10 protein-coding genes are annotated in these 17,667 nt (G+C 56.7%); 1 reads left to right on the top strand and 9 read right to left on the bottom strand.

Annotated features, from left to right (window positions below):
• On the top strand, nucleotides 1-1,436 hold a 1,436-nt coding region (locus tag G3O06_RS50035), incomplete at its 5' end, for a hypothetical protein (RefSeq protein WP_205817998.1).
• A gap of 826 nt (nucleotides 1,437-2,262) precedes the next feature.
• Here the strand turns inward: G3O06_RS50035 and G3O06_RS26485 are convergent.
• From G3O06_RS26485 to G3O06_RS26440, 9 genes are all read right to left on the bottom strand, one after another.
• Entirely contained in the window at nucleotides 2,263-3,828 is a 1,566-nt protein-coding gene (locus G3O06_RS26485; protein ID WP_205817997.1) for a tetratricopeptide repeat protein, read from the bottom strand.
• Entirely contained in the window at nucleotides 3,825-4,175 is a 351-nt protein-coding gene (locus tag G3O06_RS26480; RefSeq protein ID WP_205817996.1) for a hypothetical protein, read from the bottom strand. Before G3O06_RS26480 ends, G3O06_RS26485 begins: the two co-directional genes overlap by 4 nt.
• A gap of 648 nt (nucleotides 4,176-4,823) precedes the next feature.
• Nucleotides 4,824-5,582 carry a hypothetical protein gene (locus G3O06_RS26475; protein ID WP_205817995.1) on the bottom strand — a complete coding sequence of 253 codons (759 nt, stop codon included), beginning with the start codon at nucleotides 5,580-5,582 and terminating at the stop codon, nucleotides 4,824-4,826.
• Between the two features lie 861 nt (nucleotides 5,583-6,443).
• Nucleotides 6,444-7,922, bottom strand: a complete 1,479-nt coding sequence (locus G3O06_RS26465; RefSeq protein WP_205817993.1) for a hypothetical protein — start codon at nucleotides 7,920-7,922, stop codon at nucleotides 6,444-6,446.
• Nucleotides 7,923-8,267: 345 nt separating this feature from the next.
• Nucleotides 8,268-11,312, bottom strand: coding sequence for a BTAD domain-containing putative transcriptional regulator (locus G3O06_RS26460; protein ID WP_205817992.1), 3,045 nt, complete (start codon nucleotides 11,310-11,312; stop codon nucleotides 8,268-8,270).
• A gap of 1,530 nt (nucleotides 11,313-12,842) precedes the next feature.
• Nucleotides 12,843-13,139: an H-NS histone family protein gene (locus tag G3O06_RS26455; protein ID WP_205817991.1), complete on the bottom strand. Its 297-nt coding sequence runs from the start codon at nucleotides 13,137-13,139 to the stop codon at nucleotides 12,843-12,845.
• A 123-nt stretch (nucleotides 13,140-13,262) separates the two neighbouring features.
• Nucleotides 13,263-15,980: a hybrid sensor histidine kinase/response regulator gene (locus G3O06_RS26450; protein WP_241020255.1), complete on the bottom strand. Its 2,718-nt coding sequence runs from the start codon at nucleotides 15,978-15,980 to the stop codon at nucleotides 13,263-13,265.
• On the bottom strand, nucleotides 15,977-16,840 hold the full coding sequence (locus tag G3O06_RS26445; protein ID WP_346779557.1) for a response regulator: 864 nt from the start codon (nucleotides 16,838-16,840) through the stop codon (nucleotides 15,977-15,979). The genes G3O06_RS26450 and G3O06_RS26445 overlap by 4 nt, the downstream gene beginning before the upstream one ends.
• A 4-nt stretch (nucleotides 16,841-16,844) precedes the next feature.
• The gene (locus tag G3O06_RS26440; RefSeq protein ID WP_205818000.1) at nucleotides 16,845-17,627 is read right to left on the bottom strand and encodes a DNA-binding response regulator; all 783 of its coding nucleotides are present in this window, start codon (nucleotides 17,625-17,627) and stop codon (nucleotides 16,845-16,847) included.
• Between the last annotated feature and the right edge of the window lie 40 nt (nucleotides 17,628-17,667).

Here is a 17,667-nt window from a genome sequence, read left to right as displayed (position 1 = left end):
ACACGCTGCTCGTCGTCGTGCTCAGGCCCGTCGACACCGACGTCGACAGCGACGAAACGTTGCTGTCCGTCGTGCTCAAGCCCGTCGAAATCGAACTCACCGAGCTATTGGTCGTGCTCAGACCCGTGGACAGCGACGACACGCTGCTCGTCGTCGTGCTCAGGCCCGTCGACACCGACGACACGCTGCTGGTCGCCGTGCTCAGGCCCGTCGAGATTGAGCTTACCGAACTGTTGGTCGTGCTCAGGCCCGTCGAGACCGACGTCGACAGCGACGAAACGTTGCTGTCCGTCGTGCTCAAGCCCGTCGAGATCGAGCTCACCGAACTGTTGGTCGTGCTCAGACCCGTCGACAGTGACGACACGCTGCTGGTCGCCGTGCTCAGGCCCGTCGACACCGACGTCGACAGCGACGAAACGTTGCTGTTCGTCGTGCTCAAGCCCGTCGAGATCGAACTCACCGAGCTATTGGTCGTGCTCAGACCCGTCGACAGTGACGACACGCTGCTGGTCGTCGTGCTCAGGCCCGTCGACACCGACGTCGACAGCGACGAAACGTTGCTGTCCGTCGTGCTCAAGCCCGTCGAAATCGAACTCACCGAGCTATTGGTCGTGCTCAGACCCGTCGACAACGACGACACGCTGCTCGTCGTCGTGCTCAGGCCCGTCGACACCGACGTCGACAGCGACGAAACGTTGCTGTCCGTCGTGCTCAAGCCCGTCGAGATCGAACTCACCGAGCTATTGGTCGTGCTCAGACCCGTCGACAACGACGACACGCTGCTCGTCGTCGTGCTCAGGCCCGTCGACACCGACGTCGACAGCGACGAAACCGTGCTGTTCGTCGTGCTCAAGCCCGTCGAAATCGAACTCACCGAGCTATTGGTCGTGCTCAGACCCGTCGACAACGACGACACGTTGCTGTTCGTCGTGCTCAAGCCCGTCGAGATCGAGCTCACCGAGCTATTGGTCGTGCTCAGACCCGTCGACAACGACGACACGTTGCTGCTCGTCGTGCTCAGGCCCGTCGAGATCGAACTCACCGAGCTATTGGTCGTGCTCAGACCCGTCGACAACGACGACACGTTGCTGCTCGTCGTGCTCAGGCCCGTCGAGATCGAGCTCACCGAGCTATTGGTCGTGCTCAGACCCGTCGACAACGACGAAACGTTGCTGTTCGTCGTGCTCAAGCCCGTCGAGATCGAACTCACCGAGCTATTGGTCGTGCTCAGACCCGTCGACAACGACGAAACGTTGCTGTTCGTCGTACTCAGGCCCGTCGAAACCGACGTCGACAGCGACGTCACGCTGCTGTTCGTCGTACTCAACTGCGCACCATTTACCGCGTCCGTCGAGCCTGCCGCAGTGCTGCCGTTTCCGACAAAGATAATTTTTCGGGTGGTCGTACTGTTGCCGACTGAAACGACGTTTGCTTGACCACCGTCCGTGCTATAGGCACCCAAAGCGACCGAGCTGCCTCCCGACGCAGTTGCATGAGCACCAATTGCAACCGTGTTGGAGGCAATAACATTCATACCGGCCTGGAAACCAACAGCTGTATTATCACTTCCTGTTATTTTCTGACCAGCTTGGCGACCGAGGAACGCATTTTCAGATCCGGTTACCGACTGACCTGCTGTCATCCCGACGGCCGCATTGTCGGATCCGATTACTCCTTGGCCAGACTGGTAACCCAAGGTCGCGTTATTACTTCCGGTTACCCCGCCGCCTGCCTGATAACCGACACTAGCATTCTGATCCCCGGTTACACCTTGCCCCGCTCCGGCCCCGATGCCAACGTTAAAGTTACCCGTAGTAAATTCGCCAGCAGACTTACCGATCTCAGTATTGAGATTGCCAGTCAGAGAATGGCCGGCCACATAGCCCTCGAGGGTATTATCACTACCAGTGAGTGCGGCGCCTGCAGAGGCTCCAAAACCGGTATTCTCCGAGCCAGAGTAACTTTCACCGGCGCCATTACCATAAAACGAATTGCTAAATCCAACATTACTAGCCGTAACGCCGGTACCATAAACGTCCGAACCGTTGGTAGTATCAGCGTGAGCAGGATTCGATACCGCGAACGCGACTGCAAGCGCGATTCGAGAAACTGCGACAGTCAGTGAGATGGTACCGCCACCAACCCCACCGCCATTTCCCTTTGAATGACTTTTAGCCTCCTCCGAGGCCACCATGACGCGTCCGGTCCGACGATCGAATACAAGCTTGTAGGCCTTATTCATTATTTTTTCCGCTTAGTGATTTATTCGTTTTCGAGAGCCGGACAGCTCGTTGCTGCGGCCAAGTGGTTGAGCTCACGGCACACCGATACAATCGGTTCCGACCAGTCAGTCATAACCTTCTGTCGGTAAGTGACTGCGTTCGGGTACCACGCGGTGTCGCTACACCACCGCCAATCCGCGTGCTTTTGCAACAACACCCTCGTGTCGCAGCCGAGCGCACCAGCAAGGTTCGCCGAGGCCGTGCATACCGTCACCACAACGTCCAGTGCGTTCATTAGCGCCGCGGTCCGACTGAAATCAGTCAAGTGCGCGGCCATGTCGACAATTCGCACGTCCGCAAGCTGAGCCAACGCATCCCGGTGCGGCTCATCCAGCAAGCTGAAAAAATGGATATCAGGATGGTCATGCTGCAACGCCTGAAGATGCGCATTCAAGATGGCCGTGTTTGCATTGCGCTGGCGACGGTTAGCCTGTGGTGAGAACGGATTGGACGACCATACGAGTCCTACGCGCAAACCTTCCTCACGGCGCAACAACTCGTGCATATAGATCGCATCTTCCGGGGCAGGACTCAGATAGGCGGCGGGCCGCGGCTTCTTCAGAAACTGCGGAAGATCACCAAACATCACTTGAAATGTGCGCGGCGACAGTTGGATACCGCCGAAATCCGCTGGCTGAGCCACTTCGTGCGCAACGAGCACAGCGCAGGGGAAACTCGCCTCGAATAGCCGAATCAGTGACGCCCGGCACGCCACCACGATGCGCATGCCCACTTGCTTGGCTCGCGAAATAAGATCCGGCAGGAAGGCAGCAAACAGGATCTCGTCACCCGCACCCTGTTCACCTACGACAAGCAGTGTCGAATCCGATTCATAGTGACCGGTCCACCATGGATAAGCCAGCGCTACGCGGTGAAGTCCAATGTGCGAGCCGGCATCGAAGCGTCGCGCGTAATGCGGCCAGGCATCCTCGAACTTTCCGCGTGCGAGCAGATAGTGCGCGTACTCCCAGTGCGTAACCGGCTCGTCGTCACGCGCAATCTGCTCCTCGAAGAGAGTGGTTGCTTCGTCATCACGTGCCAGCCAGCTACAGCACACCGCCATGCGGTGAGCCATCTTGTCGCGCCTTCTTCCGCCCTCCAGTTTCTCCAGCCGCTCGAAACACTCCATTGCCTTAGCGAAGTGCTCGCGAATGCGCAGCAGCTCTCCGTAATTCCACAACGCGTCCGCGCAACATGGATCGATCGCCAGGCAGGCCGCGTACTCGACCATGGCGGAGTCGATTCGCCCCGCCTGCTGCAGGGTCACTGCGAGGTTGTAGCGAATTTCCGCATCACCGCTCGATTGACGTGACGCAACAGTCAGCTCTTCAACACTCCGATCCAATCGTCCGACCCGTGCGAGCGCGACGCCATGAATAAGCCGCGCGCGCGCATGCCACGGAATACGCCGCACCGCCTCCGATGCAGTAAGTGCAGCCTGCTCATTCTTACCGATGCGCAGGCACGCAAGGGCCTCGTCGATCAGTCCGTCGAACAATTCGAGATTCCCCTGAATACCGACAGTTCGGTCTTCTGCCACGTTCATTTAGTTTTCCAGCACACCAAAATTTCAGGATCGGAACTAGCAAACGATCCGGTCGACCCTGTCAACCATTGCTTCGAAAAGCGGATCACTAACGTGACGCCATCTGCGGCCGATACGTTTTCTGCTTGCGCAAGAGACATCACACCAGGCGCCCACTTCGGCCGCACCGGACGATGCGTGCCGAAGACCACCGACCGTGGACGAGCGTCGACCAGGAAGATTCCTACCGGCAATCTCATGTCACGAATATTCGAACTCGGTGACTGCATAGCGTCCGAAAATCCACGTCCACCGGCCTCCGAATTCCACTCAACGTCAACTAGTTGCGGGCGCACCGGTAACGCCATACGGTCTCGCCACGTTACCGATCCGCCCCCTATCGATCACTTACAGGAAGGATCTTCTTCGTCACCGTGACGCGCTACCTCGATACGCGCCTCGACCTTGCTGACCAGTCGGCCAGGCAATCTCAACCGCAACAAGTTGATCATTGGTGCGAGTCGCATCGACAGTGGTACTTGCGCAGTGATCGAGTGGAGGCCTCACAGAACGATTGGAAGGTATTCGGACGACTGACCGCAGAATGGGCTCAAACGAGTAGCGCAAACCGCTACGCCTCGGTGGCGCTTACTTTGAATGGTGAGAAGGTGCTATTCGATATACCGATAGACGCGAGCCAGTCGGACAGGCCGCATTCTGATAATGGTTCTTACGCCTGCCACGCAACCCACGGAAGACTCAATGCACCGCGACGCCATTACTCGACCCGCGCAGACAAGCGCTTACGGCATACGAACTCAGTACCGGGCTGCCACCAGGGCCTATCCGGTCAGGAAGCGGAAGAACCACGAAGCGCGCCGCATTGTGCTCCGCGCGCGACCATCACGCTCGCCCGGAACCATGCCGACAACACGTAAACTTGCGCAGCTCGAGACTTTCGCCGAGCGGCGCGCCCCGCTTATTGCTTACTGCAATTCCGATCGGCCGCCGTGCCGTCAAGTCAGGTAGCCCAAGGCACGCTCGAACAATGCTTGTTGAACGAATTGCAATATCAATTGCTCCACGACTACATCAGTCAAGTAGCCCGCCTGCCGCCCCAAAAAGACATACCACCAGAGAGCGATACGCGTGTTCGGATGAAGATCGAGAGAAGACGACCGATCGAGCAGACGCTCGATCAGAGACGGGTCGGCAATCGGAACGGCGTTCACCGAAAGTCGACCTAGTCGCCTACTACTCGGCCCCTCGCACAAATAGCGAAGCGCCACTTCGGTCTGAATCGCGACACGCCTCGTCTCCAGCGGCGACGCCTCCATCGCATTGTCGAGAACCTCGTACCAAGCTTTGCGCAATACAAAAACGGCGCTCATCGGCGCCGCGGCCGTATGCCACGAAAGAAACCCGCCGTCTATTACCCGAAGACCGCGCCCCCGGTGTGCCTGCCCTGCCGAATCCCAATCAGCGCCCCCGACAGAAAAGAGCATGAAATCAAGTGGACCTCCGTGCACCGTCCGACCGAGCCAGTTGACACCATCGCTTTCGCCAAAAATAGGAGGTGCCGCATATCGTTTCGGCCGCAAGCGGCCTGCATGCCCCGAAGGACAGTCTTCCGATGAGGCCGGTGCGGTCAACAGCATCACGCACGAATCACCGCGTTCGATTTCCCTTTGCGTCACGATACATGCAGGGCGAGTGGCGCCGATCAATTTCGACTGACCGTGGGTCATTACCTTACCGAAATCGCAGTCATCCATTGCTCACCTCAAATCTCGAATAATCCACTCTTTGCACTATGCAGTCGCCCACCGATAATTCACGCCGAACGGCATCGGCCGACCGAGAAAGCGACCTTGCGCAAAATCAATGCCAACCAGCCACAGCATCGCCACAAGTGACCCTCGATCCAAATATCTGTCCCGGCTGAATGATTCCATGCTTGAGCTCGCTTCTCACAATCTCGATAATCTCGACGCCACCAAGCGACGTAGCCGAATTATTTCTACTGGCGCACTTCAAGTCCCGAGAGCCGACATCACTGTACGCATGGCAAAGACGTTCGAATACCTTCCTAACCACTAAACGATCGATTTTAACGCCGAGACCGCTTGCCTCCACATCGGCAACGAATTGATCCGCCGATACATGGCGACCGTCGTCGTCGACTATTCGGCACAGAAATTCGAGGCGATCATCTGCCTTGCCACGTGAACTCAACGGTACAATCGGTGGCTCAAAAAAATGGGACTTACCTCACACGCATAACGACGCGATACAGCTCTCTGTCGCGCGGAAGCGAGGAACGATTGCGCCCGACGCGGGCACTCGCGCTTGACTCGACGGATAACGACGCACCATCTACATCAAAAATTGCAGAGCACCTCATCGACACCTTTCCCCAGTGCCTCAAAACAACGATCAGCCCGTAATGTGGGATGCAGCGACATTCAGATATGTTATCCAGCCGCCGGACTCAACCAATACGATACCGTTACCCACCAAATCCAAAATCGCACATCAATGCTCTGGAATATCTTCATTTACATTCCGATCCGCACCGTTATTCATGCCGTCATTGTGCCGCGCGCTGCACAATCCGACTTAAATAATTGGCCGAACTACTTCGTTGGCTTCATGCTGCTGCAGTCCACCACTGCAATCTCGAAATCGGCACCGACCTCGAAGCGCGACAAAACGTTGCAACGGAATCGCCCTTCATCGCAAACGAGCTGCCGCTGAACCGAGGCCCCATTCATCGGCAAAACAGCCAGCGTTGGCGATCCCGAGCCTGCGTTATCGACGTCGATAATGGATACGGCTTCACTGACGGCGCCAGTTGGCCAAGCGCCACGCTGATTCCGCATGTTTCGTACGAGAACGGTACCGCGGATCAGCCAGACTCCGGCTTCCCAGCCGGCAGGGTCGATCCGTTTGAGCCAGCGCACAAACCCGATGCAGACTTCACCATCGAAAACACCCTGAACCTGCAGGAGCGCACCGACACACAGCCGGTTTGTTTCTGCCGATGCCTGATCAAACCTGATTCGACACCCCTCTTCGCTTCGATCAAGAACGAAGGCCTCCCTAAACCGTTGTACGTCCCCGCACTGGTTTGCCGTGACTTGCCTGTATCCAACGCACACCTGTACGCGTCGCAACATTTCAACGCGGCTTCCTAGGCGGCTCAGCTTGCGCGTGCGTCGCCCGACGACGGTTCTTAGCAGTTGCTTGGCTGGCTCGGCTTTTGTCACGTCAACCATTACCAGATGCGTTGCTCGCTTGCATATCTCATCTCGGAGTTGACCGAACGAAATGAACCGTATTGCCGGGGTCGGGGTGATCTCTCGCTGCAGCAAAATCAAGCCACTACCGACATCGAACGCAGCGTCCTCCAGTGACGTAGGCGCCGCTGAAACAGCGGGCCGCGCCGCCGAATCACGCAGCATTCGATCGAGCAGGAGTTGAGCCGGAAGCGAAAGTGATAACGGCGAGACCCACTGGGCAAATAGAAGGCTCGTCAACTCATGCATGACGCTCGGGGAACGCTCAGCGGCATTGATCAAGGCCGGATCTGCATGCTGAAATTGCCAGCGTTCAGATGCCTCATAAAGATAGGCCGCATTCGCCCATACGCGCGTGGCGGGCTGCTTATAGCGCAGCCAAGACCACCTCGCAACCCATCGGGTCGCAGACATGGCAACAGCCGTCACATCCGACCATATAGGAAGTCTGTTCTCGCCGAACGCGCGCTCGAGCTGGCGCACATATTGCACAAGCTGATTCATCAGCGATGCGCTGGTGAGTTCGCCCACGGCGCTGATCGCAGAATCGTTGGCTTTTCCGAGGTCGCTCTCATACTCGAGCCACAAATCATCCAGCGCTAAAAGCGCTTGACGAACACGCGCCAAAAGGCTGGATACGTCCTCCGCGCGCACGGCGTTGCCAACCAGAGCATCGAAGCCGATCGCTTCAAGCGTGTCCCGCAACCTTGCATGCAGACTTATCTCAACTGCGGGACGTCGAGCCGCCCAGTCTGTCGAAGGTGCACCCACCAACTTCCAGGCGTCGACTTGATCATCGATGTCATGCGTGTCCATGACCCATCCTTGTAGTCCGCCCGTCGGCGGCCGCAGCACACAGAACCCTATCACGAACACTTCCGCTTAGGACCAGTTCTTGAAATCTAGCGCGGGATGCTAGGAGACCGCGCCCCACTTTTAACTTACGGCAACAGATATCGAATGCGCTGGTGTGCGGGCATAACGCAAGCCAGCAATACTCCCGCACAAACGGCGCCAAGCGCACTCGCACGAAATCATGCTCGCCTGGCGGACCGTGTCGATTTCCCCAAGCAGACACGCACCGACCGACGTTCGAAACAGCGTTTGGCCCCAGCCCACGGAAACGACCCAGCCCCACGATCCTTCATCTCATGCCTGTCTCTATTCGATCAGTTGCCTGTACAGCGCAGTCGTTTTCTCTGACGGGGTAATGCTCAGCACAACAGACAACATCCGGCGGCATCGCCGATACGTCTCCAATGCATCCGCCACGCTACCGCTCCTGCGTTGACTCTCCATCAATGCTCGATACAAATCCTCGGAGAGGTTGTCCACTTCAATTCCTCTCCGGTATACCTCGATCGCCTTCGACCAGTTTCCCCTCTGCTCCAACAGATCTCCCGCCTTACGGACAAATCGTATAAATTTACTTTTGACTTTGTCCGCTGGAGCGAAAACCCATTGCTGCTCTTCTTCAAAGCATAGAAAGTCACCCCGATAAAGCTGAAAGACCCGATCGATTACAGCACCGACTTCTCGTCCCAACGCCCCCTCTCTACTAGATTCCTGAGAATGTACCGGCATCGAGACAAGTTGCTCGAACTCCCAAATGTCGACCCAGCACATTTTCGTGTTCAGAGAAACACAACGATTCGTGAGCGTTACCGCATCATCTGCGAGCAATTTTCGCAAGCGATGCAACGTGGTATCGAACGATTTCTGTGCAGCATCTCCCTGCGAGTCCGGCCACAGCGCTCCCATTACCATGTTAACGTCGACCGACTTCCCGCCATACGCGATCAAGATCTTCAACAAGTCCAATGGTCGGCGCTGAGCTTTCCCACTAAATTCGATTGTCTCGCCATCCTTGACGAGCATGAACGCGCCAAGCGTGTAGATGCGGATTCGCCACGGCCAACGCTCGTGCAAGCGTTCGGCAAGTGGCTCAACATCACGACTGAGCACGGCCGTCGACACATCCTTCTCCGCGACGCCGGATTCGAGCGCTACAGTGCAAAGGAAAGACAGAATCGACTGCGAGACGAAGAGATTACAAAACCGGTCTAGAGTGCGCGTCAGATGAAAGACCCTATTCAACGCCTCGCACATCTCGTCATGATCCGAGCGCTCCATGGCCACCCGTGCGACAAGCAACTGCAGGTAGACGTGGCGCGGGCAATCTCCCAAATGCGTGGCGTCCAGCCGCAATTGATCAACGATTGACATGGCGCTCACCCAATCGCCCGACTCGACAAGGGCATGGCCGACCGCAAGCGACGCGTAAAACCGCATTGTCGAATCGCCTTGTGCCTGAGCAAATGACATTGCCGCTTGCGCCAGATGAAGTGCCTTTGCAGGCTCACCCTGTTGCAGCAATAGTCCAATCCTCGCAACCTTATGACCGACCACGACGAGCGCATCACGCACCACCTGTGCGATTCTCGCCGTTTCGTCCACTTCGTGGATTGCCCGTGGATCGCGCATATCAACCATCATATGTAGTCGCTGCCAGGTACACGATGCGCTCAAATTCTCCAGTCCTTTACCGGACAGTTGCTCTTGCAGTGCGTCAAGCAATTCCAACGCAGTGTCGTAATCGCCTTGCGAATGCAGGCATTCGGCAAGGGACAAGCGCCACCTCGCCACCAGAGGGAATATATAAATCTCCTCACGGACCAGTGGGATCAGTTTGCGTGCCATCGCCATGCCGACCCCAGCCGTGCCGATAGAAGCCTCGTACGACAATAGAGCGGTTACTGCAATAAGCCTAAGTTCATCGTCAAATTGCTGTCTAGTGAGCAAATCCCCCAGTTCGGAAGCACACCGCGACAATCGTGCCTGGAGTGCCCAGGTATTCTGATTGCCCTGCAAAATCGCCGATAGCCCGAGGAGTCGGCTGCGCGCTCCGAGCTCCTCCTCATGCCATTCGAGAATCTCGTTGAGTCGATTGAGCCAGTCGCGCACTTTTTCGACTACTCCTTCTGAAAGCAACACAGCCAGCGAGGCCCATCCAAGACAATTGAAGTAGTCTGATACTTTCCCCATGGAACTGAATCGCCGCAGTGCTTCCTCGAAAATCCTGCTCGCCGCCGGCACATCCTCATTGAGCAGGCTTCGTGCCAGCCAATACTGAAGCAGAGGATCCGTATCACGCACGTTGACCGGCAATGCCATCAGCAACTCCTTTACCTTCGCGCCCAACCCGTCTCGCAACAGGTGCGGGGCATAGTCACAGATAACGGCACGCGCGCCGCCCCAATCGCCCGCCTCCACGTTGACCATAAACAGTGACTCATGCATCTTCTCGGCAGTGAGTAAATCAGAAGCAAGATTCCTGAGTTCACTAACGCATTCGGGAGAAAATCGAACCCTAGCCTCCTCAAGAAGGAATTTTCTGAAAAGAATATTCCAGGAAAACCCCTCTGTTCCGCTTGATCGAAGGCATGAAATGGAAAATTTCGTGAATAACGATGCAATGATTTTATCGCAATCCCTGTATCCACTTATGGCAATTGCGCTATCGGCTGTTATTTCAGGTAGAAATGCACACCGAAGTACGGCGTCGTACATGTTTTCTTTCGAAAGATAGCGTTCGACATCGGCATATAAGAACGGAAGGCCGGTGAGCATAGCTTTCTGCCTCATCAATAGAGGAGCACTTTCAAATGACTCCACGTACGATGCAAGGAACATCAGTGGTCCTGCTAAACCATTGGAAAGGTTAAATAAATTTCGGGCACATTCGGAATCAGCAGCAATTCCGAACACCGAGCCAATCTGCGCCTGATTGAATCGAGAATTCTGAAGAGAAATCGCAATAGGTCCGTTATTCTCGGCAGCAGCATCTCGGAGGCTCCCCGGCAAAACGGTGTCGGTCAGCACGATAAGCTTTACCTTGCTTCCGAGCAGTTCGATGAGTTTCAGCACGAACTCTGACAGCGCATCAGCCGATGGCTCCCTCGAATCAAGCTCAATCACAATACTCAGCTCTCCATTGGGGAGTGTGATGGATAGCTGACGAAAAAAATCAATCCACTTCGGATCGCTGGCCAGCGATTCCCGAGGCATTTGAAACGGCAAAAACCTAGGATCGGCAATGCTGCGCGACGATATGCCGAGAACCAACATGTCGCGCCATTGTCCGACCGAACTCATTCGGCACCAGAGATCGACTGCTCCATTTTGAGCAATCACAGCTTCCGCCATACAGACTCGACCCAGCTGCATGCAATCTCGAATCCAAACAACGCCTATATTTGAGACGCATTGGGGCAACGCGAACAACGCTGCTCCGATCCCGACATGGGGCGGGGAGAATTTCCATTGAGATTCCGGAGCCGTGTGCACCGATGTCGTCAACCGAAGGTGATCAACAAGATTGCGAGTCTCGTCACAATGCATAAATTCCCCGTTCTTTACTTATTTAATTCCCACACCAAAATCACGCCACCAAACTCGTTCGATGATGCTGCCGGACATCTCTGCGTTACCATCTTTTCGACACTGGCTTCGACAGCATCTGCGCACCAATAAAACATCAGGCCTATTTTATTATTCTCTTATATTATAATATTTGATTCGCCATTAATTATCCAAATTCCACCTCCACCCCCGTACGACTGCCGTGATAAATCACATTTAACCCAGCTCCCCCAACATATTACTTACCCAAACGGGCAACAGCTCACGACCTGGCTCATCCATGCGCCATCACCGTGTCGACCCCGCCCAAATTTTTCGAGACAACTCGCGAAGTGATCAGCACTTCCAATGTGGGCATCGGAACGGAACCTTAGACCTGCTCTCGTCTATTGCCGACTCGCCACTAAACGGCCGGGCTCAAGGCAAAGGAGTCGATAGGCCCGCCATCACCTGCCGTGCGAGTATCCATGTGAGCGAACATAAGAGCGGGCCCGACAAAGTCGAATGCTCCATCGATCACCAACGGAGCCGAGATCAAGTGAATCAACAGGCTTGTCCTGACGCACAGCTCGAGCGCGTCTTCGTGGTCAACCGCGCGCCCTCCCCGACATCGTGATTTGGGCACGAATCGCCCCAGAGCGGATACGCACCGTTCTGTTGCACGCACCGCCCGCGATCTGCCTACCCATCGTGCATCAGACTTCGGGCCGACGTCGAAGTATTGAAGCGGTGACTGCTGAAAGCCGTCGTAGTGGGCTGTCTCTTTCTCGGAGTTTGCCGCGTGTCACTGACTCACGCGAAGAATCGGCTCAACGCTGGTAGACCATGTGTGGCCAATTGCGCAGCGCCAGTGCGCTTGTAACGCAGGAAGCCAAGCAGCAACTGTTGAGCGTCATGGCGGCATGCCCATACTATCCGAGCGTATGCCGTGATACGCCCCTCACCCTTTGCCAGACTGCCAGAGTTGTTTGCTAGAATGCAATTTGTTTGAACGGCAAGTGATCGGATATACCCCACTGCCAGATGACCGATTCGGCACCGCCTCGAAGCGAGCCATCTGCATGCCGCTTCCTGACCTAATTGCGAACGATGCGGCGGCGTATACCGATCACTCAAGCATCACTGGGAAAATGTCCGCCCATCACCGGGTAGATCTCGCGGGGAATCCACCCTGCAATCGATGCCGCGGTGACATCACGGCGCGGTAAGCCAAAGGGCTGGCGGGAAGCTGCTTCGACGAATGTGGTGAAAATGCCGACGACAACCCCACTGCACCGGTACGCTGGTGTAATAAAGTCTGCGGCATTGAGCAAATCAAGTTTGAATGAGGAAACTTTCGCGATCCTGCCCCTTGATCCAGGTGGGTTCGCGTCCGCGACCGCTCCAGGTGGCACCAGTAACCGGATTCCAGTATTTCACGCTAACCGTCCGCCGCGGCCTTTTTTCAATTTTCGTTTGCCGCGGGCCAAAAATATCCTCGGCCATCAGATCATAATCAGAAGCGAGCTCGCGAATTCGCACTATCACGCTTTGCACTTCCTCCTGTCGCGCTTGCTCGATACGCGCCGCCAACACCTGCGCCTGCTTCTTGAGTTCCCGATAAGTGGACATCCAAGTCTCCGACGAGATTAAAAAACCATCTTAACGCCAGTTGTGAAACTTCCGGGTTCGGCAACTCGTTAATGTTAGTAATCCGTTAGAAATAACTCTCCGCGATCAATGCGGTGGTGCGGTTCATCGGAAGTCTTGACCACTGGAGATGTGGGTGGTGTCTGTGAACATCGATTGAAGTTCATCGAGTTCTCCGCGCGCTGCCGCCCGCCTGATTTGCTCAGCGAACGGCATACATGCAGGATCCAGCGACACGACTTTCCCTGCCCAGTCCAGCAAGTCGGAGACTGCGCCGAGTTCGACCAGCATGCGGCCTTCGTCCATCAGGTCCTGCGCGGGCCGCTTAAGCATCGCGATGTCGATGGCGGCTGAAAGCACACGGTGGTGCTCACGGGGCAGATTCAGCAGCGTCGCAATCGTGTTTCGCAGGTCAGCAAGACTAACCGGTTTATGCAGATGAGCGTCGAATTGCTCTTTCGCCGCAGACTGACGAAACGGTACCGCCGACATCAGAACCACCGGAATGCGTGGGTGGCGATCTCGAGCAGCGAGCAATACCTCCTGGCCGGACGCACCCGGCATCGAAAGATCCGTCACGACAAGCGCGAGTGACGTCCCGTCCTGCGCCGTCAGTCGACGTATGGCCGAAGTACCGTTGCCATACACTTCGACGTCGAAACCGAGACTCGACAAATCGTCGCGCAGTAGCGCCCGGATCTCGGCAGTGTCTTCCGCAATGAGCACGCGATGTCCACGCCCGTCGATACGAGGAAGCGCGTCGGCAGCCTCATGCATCCGCAACTTGCCTATCGCAGACTCATCCATCTCGCTTACGACCAGTTCGATGACGAAGGTCGTTCCCGCGCCGGGTGTACTTTCAAGTTGCACCGTCGCTCCCATTCGGCCGGTCCATAGTTTGACGATCGAGAGTCCGAGACCGATACCGGGACGGTAATCATTCTTCAGTGCACGTACGAACGGATCGAATACGCGTTCCTGATCACCCATCGCAATTCCGCAACCGCTGTCAGCAACGACAAAACGCAGGCTCCAGCGACGCCCGGCCGTATCGATAATGCGCGCGGAGACCGCCAGGCGAATCGCTCCGTGATCTGTGAACTTGGCGGCATTGTCGAGCAAATTGCCGAGCACCTGCTGCATACGCCGGTCGTCCAGTTCAATTACGGGTGGCAAATCTCCAACGACATCGACGGAGAAGGTATTGCCGCGGCGGGCCGCCAGAGCGCTGCCATGCTGCGAGACTGTGTCCAGCAAGGCATAGGTATAGACAGTCGAAGGCGACAGCGCGTCGGCATCACGTCCGCTTGCGTAGTCAATTAAGTCATTGACCATGCCGAGCATGTGATCAGCACTTCGACGGATAATGCGGCCCCGCTCGGCATCCGTGCGGCCAGCCGCCTGAATGAGATCCGCGAAGCCGATAATCGACGTGAGCGGTGTGCGCAGATCGTGACTGATTCGTGCGAGAAAATCAGTCTTCGCGCGGACTGCATCGTCAGCCCGAACAAGCGCTTCGCGCAACTCGTGGGTACGCGTTGCGACCGCGTGCTCAAGCCCTATCCGTGTCGCTTCGCGCTCAGCCAGCAGCGCCCGCTGTGCCTGCCGTTGCTGGATGAGAAGTTGCCGTGCCCTGCCGCCAATGACGAGCGAAAGCAGCACTAGCACGCCGACGCTATCCCAAATCTGAGCAGTACCGGCGTTCCACTCCGGCGGAATGATGCCGGCAATCACGGCGAGCCGGGCGAGGAGCGTTGTAAAGTCCGGCAGGAAGGCAACGAGAATCAGGCGTGCGTTCGGTATTCCGCGCCGCCATCCGTCAGCGATAGAGGCGATCCACACCAGGTTGCAAGCAAAAGTTAGCTGTATCGAGACTGAAGCCGCCGTGCGGTAGTCGCCGAATGCGGTCCAAACAGCGGCACCTGAAAGAACGGTGACCATGGTCAGATAGATCCAACGCCACGCGCGAAATCTGCCAAACCCCATGAACGACATGAGGAGCGACGAAAACAATACGACGCTCATATCACCGGCCACGCCCGGCAACCGCAGCACCCAGTCCCCGCCGTGACGCAACCATAGAACGTACAGATACCCTTCGAATGCGAGTTCGTAGACCACTTCTCCGATCACTGTCGCCGTCAGCAGCACGAACACGCGGTCCCGCCAGGTCACCCCAAGCACTGCCGAGAAGACGGCCATCGCCAGCATCGTGCCGGTCAGCAACATGTGCCCCGTCACGGCACGCATCTCGGCTTCGCGAAATGCGCTTGGGAGCCATAGCCGGATCGATAACGTAAGGGACGATCGACTCTGCGCGCGGATCAGATATCTAATTTTTTGACCGGGCAACAGTGTGACCGGAAATACCGTTCGTACGGTCTCGATCGGTCGGGCGGAAAGCGAAGACCCTACCCCCGACTGGTAGCGCTTCTCCGGCATAGTGCCCGCATCGGTCACGACATAGAACGATACATCTTCGAGCCGCAGGGGATCGACCGACAGCCATCTCGTTACCGAGCCCTGACCACGATTGACTAGCGTGCCGGCAATCCATACGGCAGAACGTGTGAAGCCACGTGATAGCGACCGTGCCGTCGCGGGATGCCAGTCCGGAAGGCGCTGCACGGTACTGGCATCGAGTTCGTGAGACGCATCGTCGAACTGCATGACGTCCGTGGCCAATGATTGTTCGCTGCTCACTGCTGCAATGTCGACCGCTTGCGGCCATGGCAAATCAGCCGCCAATGCCACGCGCGCGCCCAGCATAACCAGCATCGCGAGTATGAATCCGCTAAACATGCGCGAGAACGACCGGTTCATGCGCCTCCCCACGTTTTCCGATGTTTTTGCGACTGCCGCATGTCGGTCGGTGATAAACCAAAACGAACCTTGAATGCAGTCGAAAAATTCGCGCCGCTTGAATACCCAACCCGCATTCCAATCGTCGAAATGTCGTTATCACTTTCCAGCAGCAACCGCTTCGACTCAGTCAATCGCTCCTCGCGAATGTAGTCGAAAATCGTGAGCCCGGTACAACGCCTCAATGCAAGCGACAATCGCCTCGGGGACGTGCCTGTCGCGCGAGCCAGCATTTCGGCGTTGGGCACGTCCGTGAAGTCTGCCACTACAATTGCCCGAACCTGACGAAACAACGCAACATCGAAACTCGTCGCATCGTTAACTGGTTCGACTAAGTCGATTGCCGCAACAGGAATGTTCTCGTCGAATTCAAGCGGAAGATGGATCGCAACGCGCATCCGCACTTCGTCGAAATGGAACGGCTTCGTGATGTAATCGATCGCGCCGGCCTCGAATCCCGCGACACGTTCTCCGGGCTGGCAGGCCGCAGACAGAAACATGACTGGGATGTCACGCGTCGCTGGATCCTCCTTCAGGCGCCGACACGCAGTAAGCCCGTCGCAGCCAGGCATCGCAACATCCATCAATATGAGGTGGGGCCGACATGCACGCGCCTTGTTAATGCCGTCCAGTCCATCGCTCGCCATATACACCCGAAAGCCGTGTTGTCCGAGGAAATCCGCAAGCAGACTGCGATCGCTGGGGTGATCATCGACGACGAGGATGCGACTCATGGCGGCCAGATTCAATAGATGAAGTGCGCAGAGAGGGAGCACGATGCTCCAGAAAACGAAAACCGAACGATCCGCCAAGATTTCCACATTGTCATACTCCGAAATTCCGCAGCCGGAATTCGTTCGGCGACATGCCGAACCGTTTGCGATAAGCAGTAGAGAAATTCTGCCGGGTCGTATAACCCACCGCCGTCGCGACCTCCTGAATATCGATCGTTGTCCAGGCCAGCAAGCTCGCCGCATATTGCATACGCGCCTCGAGCATGAACTCGAACGCGGTCACACCTGCACAGCGCTTGAACGCCAGATTCAAGCGCAACGTGTTCGTGCTGAGCGCTTTCGCGACTGACGCAAGCGACTGGGTTTCATTGAGCCGCGACAGCAGCCGGTAGCGCGCATCGCGGAACAGACGCATATCGAGTGCGCCGCTTCCGGACGCCTTGAGTTCCCTTTCGTACCGACGCAAGCGTGTACGCGCATGGATACTCAGGCGCAGGTAGAGTTCCTTCAGATCGAACGGCTTGACTACGTAGTCGATCGCGCCCGACTGAAGACCGCGCACACGCTCGGCTGGCTGGCCAGCCGCGGTGAGAAAAATCATCGGAATCGCGCGTGTGTCGGACACCGACTTCAGAAGGTGGGATGCGGTCAGCCCGTCGCAGACGGGCATGCTGACGTCCATCAGGATCAGATCCGGAAGAATCGCCAGCGCCTTTCGGAAGCCATCGTGTCCGTCATAAGCAACGAAAACACGGCAGCCTTTGGAGCCAAGATAGTCCGCTAGCAGCGAACGATCGCCGGGATCATCGTCGACGATCAGAATGCGTAGCCCCTCCAGGGGAGCAGATGGTGATTGAGCAACAACGTGAAACATAGCAGCCTGCACGTGGTCGGGGAGCCCGTTCCATCCCACG

Origin of the sequence: Burkholderia sp. Ac-20345 (assembly GCF_017104825.1) — a bacterium.
GTDB classification, from domain to species: domain Bacteria; phylum Pseudomonadota; class Gammaproteobacteria; order Burkholderiales; family Burkholderiaceae; genus Burkholderia; species Burkholderia lata_B.
This window is presented reverse-complemented; position numbering and strand designations above follow the sequence as displayed.

Bases quoted from the DNA above. Each gene is read 5' to 3' on its own strand.
- G3O06_RS26485 (WP_205817997.1), bottom strand. From the start codon at position 3,828: ATGAACGTGGCAGAAGACCGAACTGTCGGTATTCAGGGGAATCTCGAA.
- G3O06_RS26480 (WP_205817996.1), bottom strand. From the start codon at position 4,175: ATGGCGTTACCGGTGCGCCCGCAACTAGTTGACGTTGAGTGGAATTCG.
- G3O06_RS26475 (WP_205817995.1), bottom strand. From the start codon at position 5,582: ATGGATGACTGCGATTTCGGTAAGGTAATGACCCACGGTCAGTCGAAA.
- G3O06_RS26465 (WP_205817993.1), bottom strand. From the start codon at position 7,922: ATGGACACGCATGACATCGATGATCAAGTCGACGCCTGGAAGTTGGTG.
- G3O06_RS26460 (WP_205817992.1), bottom strand. From the start codon at position 11,312: ATGGCGGAAGCTGTGATTGCTCAAAATGGAGCAGTCGATCTCTGGTGC.
- G3O06_RS26455 (WP_205817991.1), bottom strand. From the start codon at position 13,139: ATGTCCACTTATCGGGAACTCAAGAAGCAGGCGCAGGTGTTGGCGGCG.
- G3O06_RS26450 (WP_241020255.1), bottom strand. From the start codon at position 15,980: ATGAACCGGTCGTTCTCGCGCATGTTTAGCGGATTCATACTCGCGATG.
- G3O06_RS26440 (WP_205818000.1), bottom strand. From the start codon at position 17,627: ATGTTTCACGTTGTTGCTCAATCACCATCTGCTCCCCTGGAGGGGCTA.